Origin of the sequence: Micromonospora wenchangensis, assembly GCF_002210435.1 — a bacterium.
In the GTDB taxonomy this organism is placed as follows: Bacteria; Actinomycetota; Actinomycetes; order Mycobacteriales; family Micromonosporaceae; genus Micromonospora; species Micromonospora wenchangensis.
Map to the genome: position 1 here is coordinate 20927 of NZ_MZMV01000072.1, position 11417 is coordinate 32343.

The 11417-nt window shown below is 68.6% G+C and carries 16 protein-coding genes; all 16 read right to left on the reverse strand.

Going from position 1 to position 11417, the window contains the following annotated elements:
- Nucleotides 1-77 precede the first annotated feature (77 nt).
- Nucleotides 78-359 carry a 30S ribosomal protein S17 gene (gene rpsQ / locus B5D80_RS28355; RefSeq protein WP_088646999.1) on the reverse strand — a complete coding sequence of 94 codons (282 nt, stop codon included), beginning with the start codon at nt 357-359 and terminating at the stop codon, nt 78-80.
- Nucleotides 356-592 carry a 50S ribosomal protein L29 gene (gene rpmC, locus B5D80_RS28360; protein WP_013288628.1) on the reverse strand — a complete coding sequence of 79 codons (237 nt, stop codon included), beginning with the start codon at nt 590-592 and terminating at the stop codon, nt 356-358. Before rpmC ends, rpsQ begins: the two co-directional genes overlap by 4 nt.
- Nucleotides 592-1017, reverse strand: coding sequence for a 50S ribosomal protein L16 (gene rplP / locus B5D80_RS28365; RefSeq protein ID WP_088647000.1), 426 nt, complete (start codon nt 1015-1017; stop codon nt 592-594). Before rplP ends, rpmC begins: the two co-directional genes overlap by 1 nt.
- A gap of 3 nt (nt 1018-1020) precedes the next feature.
- Entirely contained in the window at nt 1021-1893 is an 873-nt protein-coding gene (rpsC, locus tag B5D80_RS28370; protein WP_088647001.1) for a 30S ribosomal protein S3, read from the reverse strand.
- Complete coding sequence (rplV, locus tag B5D80_RS28375; protein WP_088647002.1) at nt 1893-2351, reverse strand: 50S ribosomal protein L22; 459 nt, start codon at nt 2349-2351, stop codon at nt 1893-1895. Before rplV ends, rpsC begins: the two co-directional genes overlap by 1 nt.
- 40 nt (nt 2352-2391) lie before the next feature.
- A complete protein-coding gene (rpsS, locus tag B5D80_RS28380; protein ID WP_088647003.1) occupies nt 2392-2673 on the reverse strand; it encodes a 30S ribosomal protein S19 in 282 nt (93 codons plus the stop codon).
- A gap of 12 nt (nt 2674-2685) precedes the next feature.
- On the reverse strand, nt 2686-3525 hold the full coding sequence (gene rplB / locus B5D80_RS28385; protein WP_088647004.1) for a 50S ribosomal protein L2: 840 nt from the start codon (nt 3523-3525) through the stop codon (nt 2686-2688).
- A gap of 12 nt (nt 3526-3537) precedes the next feature.
- Nucleotides 3538-3840, reverse strand: a complete 303-nt coding sequence (rplW, locus tag B5D80_RS28390; protein ID WP_067301418.1) for a 50S ribosomal protein L23 — start codon at nt 3838-3840, stop codon at nt 3538-3540.
- Entirely contained in the window at nt 3837-4514 is a 678-nt protein-coding gene (gene rplD / locus B5D80_RS28395; protein WP_088647005.1) for a 50S ribosomal protein L4, read from the reverse strand. Before rplD ends, rplW begins: the two co-directional genes overlap by 4 nt.
- Nucleotides 4511-5176, reverse strand: coding sequence for a 50S ribosomal protein L3 (gene rplC, locus B5D80_RS28400; protein ID WP_088647006.1), 666 nt, complete (start codon nt 5174-5176; stop codon nt 4511-4513). The genes rplD and rplC overlap by 4 nt, the downstream gene beginning before the upstream one ends.
- Nucleotides 5177-5187: 11 nt before the next feature.
- Nucleotides 5188-5496 (reverse strand): 30S ribosomal protein S10, encoded by a 309-nt coding sequence (rpsJ, locus tag B5D80_RS28405; RefSeq protein ID WP_007073037.1) that lies wholly within the window; start codon nt 5494-5496, stop codon nt 5188-5190.
- A 354-nt stretch (nt 5497-5850) separates the two neighbouring features.
- Nucleotides 5851-7044 carry an elongation factor Tu gene (gene tuf / locus B5D80_RS28410; RefSeq protein WP_088647007.1) on the reverse strand — a complete coding sequence of 398 codons (1194 nt, stop codon included), beginning with the start codon at nt 7042-7044 and terminating at the stop codon, nt 5851-5853.
- Nucleotides 7045-7264: 220 nt separating this feature from the next.
- Nucleotides 7265-9361, reverse strand: coding sequence for an elongation factor G (gene fusA / locus B5D80_RS28415; RefSeq protein ID WP_088647008.1), 2097 nt, complete (start codon nt 9359-9361; stop codon nt 7265-7267).
- A gap of 75 nt (nt 9362-9436) precedes the next feature.
- Nucleotides 9437-9907 (reverse strand): 30S ribosomal protein S7, encoded by a 471-nt coding sequence (gene rpsG / locus B5D80_RS28420; RefSeq protein ID WP_088647009.1) that lies wholly within the window; start codon nt 9905-9907, stop codon nt 9437-9439.
- A 1-nt stretch (nt 9908) separates the two neighbouring features.
- Complete coding sequence (rpsL, locus tag B5D80_RS28425) at nt 9909-10283, reverse strand: 30S ribosomal protein S12 (RefSeq protein WP_007465318.1); 375 nt, start codon at nt 10281-10283, stop codon at nt 9909-9911.
- A 475-nt stretch (nt 10284-10758) separates the two neighbouring features.
- A complete protein-coding gene (locus tag B5D80_RS28430) occupies nt 10759-11130 on the reverse strand; it encodes a DUF4190 domain-containing protein (RefSeq protein WP_088647010.1) in 372 nt (123 codons plus the stop codon).
- Nucleotides 11131-11417 lie beyond the last annotated feature (287 nt).

Sequence of the window (11417 nt, forward strand, 5' to 3'; positions counted from 1 at the left end):
TCTCCGGCCGCCCTCCCGGACGGCCGGAGCCTGGCGGAACCTGCGCCCGACCGAAACCGGCCGAGCTCGAGCCTTCGCTACTTGGCCTTCTCGAGGATCTCCACGATCCGCCAACGCTTGGTGGCGGACAGCGGCCGGGTCTCCATGATCAGGACCCGGTCACCGATGCCGGCAGCGTTCTGCTCGTCGTGGACCTTCAGCTTGCTGGTACGGCGCATGATCTTGCCGTACAGCGCGTGCTTGACCCGGTCCTCGACCTCGACCACGACGGTCTTGTCCATCTTGTCGCTGACCACCAGGCCCTCACGGACCTTACGGCGGGCCCGCACGGTGGTGGCGGTGTTCTCGGTCTCGCTCATGATGCAGTCACCTCAGTCGGCGCGGCCGAGAGACCCAGCTCGCGCTCACGCATGATCGTGTAGATCCGGGCGATCTCCCGACGGATGACCTGCAGCCGCCGGTTGTTGTCCAGCTGACCGGTCGCGGCCTGCACGCGGAGGTTGAACAGCTCCGCCTTGGCCTCGCGCAGCTTCGTGACCAGCTCCTCCTCGGAGAGTTCACGCAGCTCGGAGGGCTTGACGCCCGCTGCCATCAGGATTCACCCACTTCGCGCGTAACAATGCGGCACTTCATCGGGAGCTTGTGGATCGCGCGACGCATCGCCTCTCGCGCGATCTGCTCGTTGGGGAAGGACATCTCGAAGAGAACCCGCCCCGGCTTGACGTTCGCGACCCACCACTCGGGCGAGCCCTTGCCGGAACCCATCCGGGTCTCGGCCGGCTTCTTGGTGAGGGCCTGGTCCGGGAAGACCGTGATCCACACCTTGCCGCCACGCTTGATGTGCCGGGTCATGGCGATACGTGCCGACTCGATCTGCCGGTTGGTCACGTACGCCGGCTCGAGAGCCTGGATTCCGAACTCGCCGAACACCACCCGGTTACCGCCCTTGGACGCGCCGTGGCGGTCCGGGTGGTGCGGCTTGCGGAAGCCCTTCGGGGGCTTGCGCGGCATCAGCATCTGTCAGCCCTCCTGCTGCGTTTCTGCCGGCTGGGTGGCGGCCGCGGCGACAGCGGAACTGTCGACCGGCTCGCCACTCGGCGTCTCGGCCTGCTGCGCGATGGTGGTCGCGGCAGCCCGGCCGGCCTCGGTACCGCCGGCGGTCGTACCCGACGAACCCGACCGGCCACGACGCGGCCGCTCGGGCCGGTCGCCACGCTCACCACGACGCGGGCGGGACGGACCGGCCTCGGCAGGAGCCTCCCGGCCCGGCACGGCGTCGCCCTTGTAGATCCAGACCTTCACGCCGATCCGGCCGAAGGTGGTACGGGCCTCGAAGAAGCCGTACTCGATGTTGGCCCGCAGCGTGTGCAGCGGAACCCGACCCTCGCGGTAGAACTCCGTCCGGCTCATCTCGGCGCCGCCGAGACGACCCGAGACCTGCACCCGGATGCCCTTGCAGACGGGGTTCTTCATCGCCGACTGCATCGACTTGCGCATGGCCCGACGGAAGCTGACCCGGCTGGAGAGCTGCTCGGCGACGCCCTGGGCGACCAGCTGCGCGTCCGACTCGGGGTTCTTGACCTCGATGATGTTCAGCTGCACCTGCTTGCCGGTGAGCTTCTCCAGCTCGCCGCGGATCCGGTCGGCCTCCGCACCCTTACGGCCGATGACGATGCCCGGCCGGGCGGTGTGGATGTCGACCCGGACCCGGTCCCGGGTGCGCTCGATGTCGACCTTGGAGATGCCGGCACGCTCGAGGCCCTTGGACATCATCCGGCGGATCTTGACGTCCTCGCCGATGTAGTCCTTGTAGAGCTTGTCGGCGAACCAGCGGGACTTCCAGTCGGTCGAGATGCCGAGCCGGAACCCAGTGGGGTGAACCTTCTGACCCATTACTCGGCACCCTCCGTCTTGCTCTCGGTCGCCGCGGGCTCGGCCTGCTGCGCCGGCGCCGCCTTCTTCGCCGCGGACTTCTTCGGCGCGGCCGGCGCGACCGCCTCGACCGCCACGGTGATGTGGCAGGTGCGCTTGCGGATCCGGTACGCCCGGCCCTGCGCCCGCGGCCGGAACCGCTTCATGGTCGGGCCCTCGTCGACGAACGCCTCGCTGACGAGCAGCGCGTCGGGGTCCAGCCGCTCGTTGTTCTCCGCGTTGGCGATCGCGCTCGCGAGCACCTTGTACACCTGCTCGCTCGCCGCCTGCGGCGCGAACTGCAGCACCGTGAGCGCCTCCTTCGCGGGCAGGCCGCGGACGAGGTTGACCACCCGGCGCGCCTTCATCGGCGAGATGCGCACGTGTCGCGCAACCGCCCGCGCGCCCGGAAGCACCGGAGCGTCGCCCTTTCCTGGCATCGCTGTAACCCCTTGTTCCTCTATCCGTATGCCCGCGGCGTCAGCGCCGGCGGCTCTTCCGGTCGTCCTTCTCGTGACCCTTGAACGTACGGGTCAGCGCGAACTCGCCGAGCTTGTGCCCGACCATGGCCTCGGTCACGAACACCGGGACGTGCTTGCGTCCGTCGTGCACGGCGATCGTGTGCCCGAGCATCTCGGGGATGATCGTCGAGCGGCGCGACCAGGTCTTGATGACGTTCTTCGAGCCCTTGTCGTTCTGCGTCTCCACCTTCTTGAGCAGGTGGTCGTCGATGAACGGGCCCTTCTTCAGGCTGCGAGGCATGCTCTATCTCCCTCAGCCGCGCTTACGCGTGGCGTAGCGGCGGCGGACGATCAGCCGGTCGCTCGGCTGGCCCTTACGACGGGTGCGGCCCTCGGGCTTACCCTGCGGGTTCACCGGGTGGCGACCACCGGAGGTCTTACCCTCACCACCACCGTGCGGGTGGTCGACCGGGTTCATCGCGACACCACGGACGGTCGGGCGCTTGCCCTTCCATCGCATCCGACCGGCCTTGCCCCAGTTGATGTTCGACTGGTCGGCGTTGCCGATCTCGCCGACGCTGGCGCGGCAGCGCACGTCGACCCGCCGGATCTCGCCGGACGGCATACGCAGGGTCGCGTACGCGCCCTCCCGGCCGAGCAGCTGGATGCCGACGCCGGCCGAACGGGCCAGCTTGGCGCCGCCGCCCGGACGCAGCTCCACGTTGTGGATGGTGGTACCGACCGGGATGTTGCGCAGCGGCAGGTTGTTACCCGGCTTGATGTCGGCGCCCGGCCCGGACTCGACCCGGTCGCCCTGCTTCAGGTCCTTCGGCGCGAGGATGTAGCGCTTCTCGCCGTCGGCGTAGTGCAGCAGCGCGATACGCGCGGTGCGGTTCGGGTCGTACTCGATGTGCGCGACCTTCGCCGGCACGCCGTCCTTGTCGACCCGCTTGAAGTCGATCAGGCGGTACTGCCGCTTGTGGCCGCCGCCGTGGTGCCGGGCGGTGATCCGGCCGTGGGCGTTGCGTCCGCCCTTCTTCGGCAGCGGAGCCAGCAGGGACTTCTCCGGCGTGGACCGGGTGATCTCGGCGAAGTCGGCGACGCTGGAGCCGCGTCGGCCCGGCGTCGTCGGCTTGTACTTACGGATAGCCATTGTCTACACCCCTCAGCTGACCGGGCCGCCGAAGGCCTCGATACGGTCACCGTCAGCCAGCTTCACGATCGCCCGCTTGGTCGCCTTGCGCTGACCGAAGCCGGTCTTGGTGCGCTTGCGCTTGCCCTGGCGGTTGAGCGTGTTGACCGTCAGGACGCGGACGTTGAAGATCTGCTGGATAGCGATCTTGATCTCGGTCTTGTTCGCGTCCGGGTGCACCAGGAAGGTGTACCAGTTCCGGTTCAGCTCGCTGTAGCTCTTCTCCGAGACGACCGGCGCGACGATGACGTCCCGCGGGTCGGCGATCGTGCTCACTTGCCACCCTCCTCGGTGGTCTCGGCGGACTCGGCCGCGGGGCCGGCCTCCGCGGGCACACCCAGGAACTCGTCCAGGGCGTCCTTGGTGAAGACCACGTCGTCGGCCACCAGCACGTCGTACGTGTTGAGCTGGCCGGACTCGATCAGGTGCACCCGCGGCTCGTTGCGCAGCGACACCCAGTTCAGCTCGTCGGTGCTGCTCAGCACGACCAGCACCCGCCGGGCCCCGGTCAGCTTTGCCAGGGTGGCCAGGGCCGCCTTGGTCGACGGCTTCTCGCCCGAGACGAAGGCCTCGACGACGTGCACCTGGCCGGCGCGGGCCCGGTCGGAGAGGGCGCCACGCAGGGCGGCGGCCTTCATCTTCTTCGGGGTCCGCTGGCTGTAGTCGCGCGGCACCGGACCGTGGACCACGCCACCGCCGGCGAACTGCGGGGCGCGGATCGAGCCCTGCCGGGCGCGACCGGTGCCCTTCTGCTTGTACGGCTTCTTGCCGCCGCCGGAGACCTCGCCACGGGTCTTGGCCTTGTGGGTGCCCTGCCGGGCCGCCGCGAGCTGAGCCACCACGACCTGGTGCATCAGCGCGATGTTGGCCTGGACGTCGAAGATGTCGGCCGGCAGCTCGACGGAGCCGCTCTTGGCGCCTTCGACGTTGAGGACGTCAACGGTGGTCACTTGGCCACACCGCCCTTCTTCGCCTTCGTCTTGGCCGCGGTACGGACCAGGACCAGCGCGCCCTTGGGGCCGGGGATGGCACCACGGACGAGCAGGAGGTTGTTCTCGGTGTCGACCGCCTGGACGGTCAGGTTCTGGACGGTGTAGCGCACGCCACCCATCCGACCCGCCATCCGGGTGCCCTTGAAGACGCGACCCGGGGTCGCGCAGGCGCCGATGGAGCCCGGCGAGCGGTGCTTGCGCTCGACACCGTGGCTGGCGCGCAGACCGTGGAAGCCGTGCCGCTTCATCGGGCCGGCGTAGCCCTTGCCCTTGGTCTTGCCGGTGACGTCGATGACCACGCCGACCGGGAACTCCTCGACCGTGACCTCCTGGCCGAGCGAGTAGTCCGCGGCGTCGGTGGTGCGCAGCTCGACGATGTGCCGGCGCGGCGCCACGTCCGCCTTGGCGTAGTGCCCGGCGAGCGGCTTCTTGGCCTTGCGCGGGTCGATCGTGCCGTAGGCGAGCTGGACCGCGGAGTAACCGTCCTTCTCGGCGCTACGAACCTGGCTGACGACGCAGGGGCCGGCCTGAACCACGGTCACGGGGACAACCTTGTTGTTGTCCCAGACCTGGGTCATGCCGAGCTTTGCGCCCAGGATCCCCTTGACTTGCCTGTCCATTTGTCCGGTCCCTACAGCTTGATCTCGATGTCGACGCCAGCCGGCAGGTCGAGGCGCATGAGCGAGTCGACCGTCTTCGGGGTCGGGTCGATGATGTCGATCAGCCGCTTGTGCGTACGCATCTCGAAGTGCTCGCGCGAGTCCTTGTACTTGTGCGGCGAGCGGATGACGCAGAAACGGTTGATCTCCGTGGGCAGCGGCACCGGGCCCGCGACCTGCGCCCCGGTGCGCGTCACCGTCTCGACGATCTTCCGCGCCGAGGAGTCGACGACCTCGTGGTCATAGGCCTTGAGCCGGATGCGGATCTTCTGTCCCGCCATGGTGGCTTCTGTTCCTTCTCTCGATGCCGCTGTGTTGCGGGCACCTGTACCGGCTGGCACAGGCCCACTTCGCCGACCCCCGCGGTCGGGCGTGTCGCGCCCTCGGACCAGGCTCCGCCCCGGGACTCCGGAGCGATTCTCTGACCACGCGGTGGGTCAAGGCGCCGATCGCATCACAGCGATCTGGACGCCGTGCGAGGGTGGTTGACCGCCAGGGGCGATCAACCACCCTACGCGCGACTGTTGGTCTTCCCGGAGGTCCAGCTCTCGCCGGACACGGGCGACTAACCGTCGTTACGCAACCTGACTAGTATGCCGCACGACCGGCGGCGACGCTAATCGGGGTTACCTGGGTCACTTGATGATCTTGGTGACCCGACCCGCGCCGACCGTACGACCACCCTCGCGGATCGCGAACTTGAGGTTGTCCTCCATCGCGATGGGCTGGATGAGCTTGACGGCCATCGTGGTGTTGTCGCCCGGCATGACCATCTCGGTGCCCTCGGGGAGGGTGACGACACCGGTGACGTCGGTGGTGCGGAAGTAGAACTGCGGGCGGTAGTTCTGGAAGAACGGGGTGTGCCGGCCGCCCTCCTCCTTGGAGAGGATGTAGACCGTCGCCTCGAACTCCGTGTGCGGGGTGCTGGTGCCCGGCTTGACGACCACCATGCCGCGCTCGACGTCCTCGCGCTTGATGCCACGCAGCAGCAGACCGACGTTCTCGCCCGCGCGGGCCTCGTCGAGCAGCTTGCGGAACATCTCGATGCCGGTGCAGACCGTCTTCTGCGACTTCTCGCGGATACCGACGATCTCCACCTCCTCGTTCGGCTTGAGCACGCCACGCTCGGCGCGACCGGTGACGACCGTGCCACGACCGGTGATCGTGAAGACGTCCTCGATGGGCATGAGGAACGGCTTCTCGGTCTCCCGCTCGGGCTGCGGGATCGCGGTGTCGACCGCGTTCATCAGCTCCAGCAGGCGGCCGGTCCACTCGGGGTCACCCTCGAGGGCCTTCAGCGCCGAGACCCGGACGACCGGCAGGTCGTCACCCGGGTACTCCTGCGCCGACAGCAGCTCGCGGACCTCGAGCTCGACGAGCTCCAGGAGCTCCTCGTCGTCGACCATGTCGCTCTTGTTGAGCGCCACGACGATGTACGGCACACCGACCTGACGGGCCAGCAGCACGTGCTCGCGGGTCTGCGGCATCGGGCCGTCGGTCGCCGCGACCACCAGGATCGCGCCGTCCATCTGCGCGGCACCGGTGATCATGTTCTTGATGTAGTCGGCGTGCCCGGGGCAGTCGACGTGCGCGTAGTGCCGCGCCTCGGTCTGGTACTCGACGTGCGCGATCGAGATCGTGATACCGCGGGCCTTCTCCTCCGGCGCCTTGTCGATCTCGTCGAACGGCGTGTACGGGTTGAGGTCCGGGTACTGGTCGTGCAGGACCTTCGTGATGGCCGCCGTCAGCGTCGTCTTACCGTGGTCGATGTGACCAATGGTGCCGATGTTGACGTGCGGCTTAGTCCGCTCGAACTTCGCCTTCGCCACTGGTGTCCTCCTGTGGACTTCTTGGTTCTTCTCGCCCCGGCGCGCCGGACGGCGCTTAGGACTCTGTCGACAGCCTTTCCGGCCAACGGCCGGAGAGCTTTGTGGGTTCTGCGGCGATGAAGCCTACAGGCCCGGATTCACACAACCCGACCGAGGTGGTCGCGGGCGGGACTCCCGTCCGCGACCGGCCCCGGCTCACCGGATCAGCAGCAGGTGAGCGTCACTCACCCGTCGCCTTGGCGATGATCTCCTTCGCCACGCTCTGCGGCACCTCGGCGTAGGAGTCGAACTGCATGCTGTAGCTTGCCCGGCCCTGGGTCTTCGACCGCAGGTCGCCGACGTAGCCGAACATCTCCGACAACGGCACCAGGGCCCTCACGATGCGGGCGCCGCTGCGCTCCTCCATCGCCTGGATGATGCCACGGCGGGAGTTGAGGTCGCCGATGACGTCACCCATGTTCTCCTCGGGAGTGGTGACCTCAACGGCCATCATCGGTTCGAGGAGCGCGGGGTCGGCCTTGCGGGCCGCCTCCTTCATCACCATCGAGCCGGCGATCTTGAATGCCATTTCGGACGAGTCGACCTCGTGGTACTGGCCGTCCAGCAGGGTCAGCTTGACACCGACCAGCGGGAAGCCCGCCAGGATGCCGTACTGCATGGCGTCCTGCGCACCGGCGTCCACCGACGGGATGAACTCCCGGGGGATGCGGCCACCGGTGACGGCGTTGGCGAACTCGTAGGTCGGCGACTCGTTGTCCAGCGGCAGCGGCTCGATGCTCACGATGACGCGGGCGTACTGGCCGGAACCACCGGTCTGCTTCTTGTGGGTGTACTCGATCTTGTCCACCTTGCGGCGGATCGTCTCACGGTACGCCACCTGCGGCTTGCCGATGTTCGCCTCGACGTTGAACTCGCGGCGCATCCGGTCGACCAGGATGTCCAGGTGCAGCTCGCCCATGCCGGCGATGACCGTCTGACCGGTCTCCTCGTCCAGCTTGACGCGGAAGGTCGGGTCCTCCTCGGCCAGCCGCTGGATGGCGGTGCTGAGCTTCTCCTGGTCGGCCTTGGTCTTCGGCTCGATCGCGACCTCGATGACCGGCTCGGGGAAGGTCATCGACTCCAGGATGACCGGGTTCGCCGGGTCGCAGAGGGTGTCACCGGTGGTGGTCTGCTTGAGACCCTGCACCGCGATGATGTCGCCAGCCTGGGCCGAGCCGCGCTCTTCCCGCTTGTTGGCGTGCATCTGGTAGATCTTGCCGATCCGCTCCTTGCGGTCCTTGGTGGAGTTCACCACCTGGTTGCCGGTCTCGACCACGCCCGAGTAGACCCGGACGTAGGTGAGCTTGCCGAGGTGCTTGTCGGTCTGGATCTTGAAGGCCAGGCCGGAGAACGGCTCCGCCTTCGACGGCTTACGCTGCAACGGCGTCTCGCCGTCGGTCGCGGTGCCCTCGATGGCCGGCACGTCCAGCGGCGACGGCAGGAAGTCGACCACGGCGTCGAGCATGGGCTGCACGCCCTTGTTCTTGAACGCCGAGCCGCACAGCACCGGGTTGGCCTTGCTGGCGATGGTGGCCCGCCGGATGGCGGCCTTGATCTCCTCGACGGAGATCTCCTCGCCCTCCAGGTACTTCTCCATCACCGCGTCGTCGACGTCGGCCAGGGTCTCCATCAGCTTCTCGCGCCACTCCGCCGCGGAGTCGGCCAGCTCGGCCGGGATCTCCTCGATGGCGTAATCCTCACCCTTCTGGGTCTCCCCGCGCCAGGTGAGGGCGCGCATGCCGATCAGGTCGACGACACCGATGTGGTCGCCCTCGAGGCCGATCGGGATCTGGAGCACCAGCGGGGTGGCGTTGAGCCGGTCGATCATCATCTGCACGCAGCGGAAGAAGTCCGCGCCCGTGCGGTCGAGCTTGTTGACGAAGCACATCCGCGGGACGTGGTACTTGTCGGCCTGCCGCCAGACGTTCTCCGTCTGCGGCTCCACGCCGGCCACGCCGTCGTAGACCGCGACCGCACCATCCAGCACCCGCAGCGACCGCTCGACCTCGACCGTGAAGTCGACGTGACCGGGCGTGTCGATGATCTGGATCGTGTGGCCCTTCCACTCACACTTGGTGGCAGCGGAGGTGATGGTGATACCACGCTCCTGCTCCTGCTCCATCCAGTCCATGACGGCAGCGCCCTCGTGGACCTCACCGATCTTGTAGGTGATACCGGTGTAGAACAGGATCCGCTCGGTGGTCGTGGTCTTACCGGCATCGATGTGCGCCATGATGCCGATGTTGCGTACGTTGGCGAGCGCGTCTGCGGCGGCCACTTCAATCCCTACTTATCGTCGTCTCGACTCGACCGGTGGCGGTTCCGGCGCCGGTCCGGCGCCGGAACCAGGCTGTTACCAGCGGTAGTGCGCGAAGGCCTTGTTGGACTCCGCCATCTTGTGGGTGTCCTCGCGCCGCTTGACGGCGGCGCCCAGACCGTTGCTCGCGTCGAGCAGCTCGTTCATCAGCCGCTCGACCATGGTCTTCTCGCGACGGGCCTTGGAGTACGTGACCAGCCAGCGCAGACCGAGGGTGGTCGCCCGGGCCGGACGGACCTCGACCGGCACCTGGTAGGTGGCGCCACCGACCCGGCGGCTGCGCACCTCCAGGGTCGGCTTGACGTTGTCCATCGCGCGCTTGAGGGTGACGACCGGGTCGGTGCCGCTCTTCTCGCGGCAGCCCTCCAGGGCGGCGTACACGATGCGCTCGGCGAGCTGACGCTTACCGCGCATCAGGATCTTGTTGACCAACTGGGTGACCAGCGGCGAGTTGTACACCGGGTCAGCGACCAGCGGCTTCCGCGGAGCGGGTCCCTTACGCGGCATGTCAGCTCTTCTCCTTCTTCGCGCCGTACCGGCTGCGCGCCTGCTTGCGGTTGCGGACACCCTGGGTGTCCAGCGAGCCGCGGACGATCTTGTAACGCACGCCGGGGAGGTCCTTCACCCGGCCGCCGCGAACGAGCACGATCGAGTGCTCCTGAAGGTTGTGACCCACGCCCGGGATGTAGGCGGTCACCTCGATCTGGCTGCTGAGCTTGACACGCGCGACCTTGCGGAGCGCCGAGTTCGGCTTCTTGGGGGTGGTGGTGTACACGCGGGTGCACACACCGCGCCGCTGAGGGGATCCCTTCAGCGCCGGGGTCTTGGTCTTGGTCGTCTTGGCCTGGCGGCCCTTTCGGACCAGCTGCTGAATGGTGGGCACCGGGTTTCTCCGCTCCCTTCGGCCGCGTCACGCGACCGCGCCGTCTGCTCGTTAGCCGACCTGATGGCCGACTCTCCTACATTCCGACCGGGTCCACCTCGCGGCGGTCCCGGTACCCGCGGTCGGGTGTGTCGCCCGGTTCGCGGTCCCGGTGCCGTCGCTCGCGCGGGTGGCACCGGCTTCTGTCACCGGCGCGTGGTCGTCCGCCCGCCGGGTCCTGTGGACTGTGTCGTACGGCCGCTCGATCTCCGGATCAATCCGGATCCCGCGCACGCACGAGTTGCCCGGGCATGCCCGGGCGCAAGGGGAAAGAGTACCTACCACAGCCTCGCAGGTCAAAACGGGCTGGTCCGCCGGGTCTCAGATCTCCGTCGGTCGCGCCGTGCGCCCTGCCTGCTCGCCCGTGACGGGCCCCTAGGCTGTCCAGTGTACCGGCTGCCGCGCGTCGCAGCCCGTCACCCCCGGGCGACGGGGGTCACGCCAACTGCACCAGCAACGCCAGCCCCAGGCCCAGCAGGCTGAGCACCAGCCCCACCCCGCCGCAGCTGATCCCGGCCGTCGCCAGGCCCCGACCGGTGAACCGCACCGCCGGTGGTGGCGCGGCCCGGCGGATCTGCCGGCGGGCCAGCAGCCCGGCGACGATCGCCGCCGTACCGGCAAGCACCCCCGGCACGGTGAACGCGCCGGCCGCCCAGGCCCCGCCGAGCTGCGCTCCGCCGACGCCGAAGCAGATCACCAGGAACGACACCAGGATCGACCCGATCCCGGCGAGCAACGAGCCCACCGCCGGCCCGGAGGTGACCGCCGGCACGTCCAGGTGCACCACCCCGAAGGGGGTGCCCGGCACGGCGTCGACCCGCTTGGGAGCACGTGGGGCGTCCGGCGGCGGCGGGGGCAGCGGCCCGGCCCCGTGCCCCGACGGCGCCGGCCAGCCCGTCCCGGCCGCCGGCTGTCCCGGGTAGGACCCAGGCGCCCCCGTCCCGGGGTACGCCCCACCCGGGCCGGGGTACGACGACGACCCCGGATACGACGACGGCCCGACGGGCGCCCCACCGGCCCCGGGAAACGGCCCACCACCCACCGGTGACCCGTCACCGAACCGCCCACCACCGGACGGGACAGTGCCGGCCGGCC

What these genes read in the sequence shown, in the direction of transcription:
- rpsJ (WP_007073037.1), bottom strand. Translation starts at nt 5,496, where the DNA reads ATGGCGGGACAGAAGATCCGCATCCGGCTCAAGGCCTATGACCACGAG.
- rplP (WP_088647000.1), bottom strand. Translation starts at nt 1,017, where the DNA reads ATGCTGATGCCGCGCAAGCCCCCGAAGGGCTTCCGCAAGCCGCACCAC.
- rpsQ (WP_088646999.1), bottom strand. Translation starts at nt 359, where the DNA reads ATGAGCGAGACCGAGAACACCGCCACCACCGTGCGGGCCCGCCGTAAG.
- rpsC (WP_088647001.1), bottom strand. Translation starts at nt 1,893, where the DNA reads ATGGGTCAGAAGGTTCACCCCACTGGGTTCCGGCTCGGCATCTCGACC.
- rplB (WP_088647004.1), bottom strand. Translation starts at nt 3,525, where the DNA reads ATGGCTATCCGTAAGTACAAGCCGACGACGCCGGGCCGACGCGGCTCC.
- rpsG (WP_088647009.1), bottom strand. Translation starts at nt 9,907, where the DNA reads ATGCCGCGTAAGGGACCCGCTCCGCGGAAGCCGCTGGTCGCTGACCCG.
- rpsS (WP_088647003.1), bottom strand. Translation starts at nt 2,673, where the DNA reads ATGCCTCGCAGCCTGAAGAAGGGCCCGTTCATCGACGACCACCTGCTC.
- rplC (WP_088647006.1), bottom strand. Translation starts at nt 5,176, where the DNA reads ATGGACAGGCAAGTCAAGGGGATCCTGGGCGCAAAGCTCGGCATGACC.
- rpmC (WP_013288628.1), bottom strand. Translation starts at nt 592, where the DNA reads ATGGCAGCGGGCGTCAAGCCCTCCGAGCTGCGTGAACTCTCCGAGGAG.
- rplV (WP_088647002.1), bottom strand. Translation starts at nt 2,351, where the DNA reads ATGCCAGGAAAGGGCGACGCTCCGGTGCTTCCGGGCGCGCGGGCGGTT.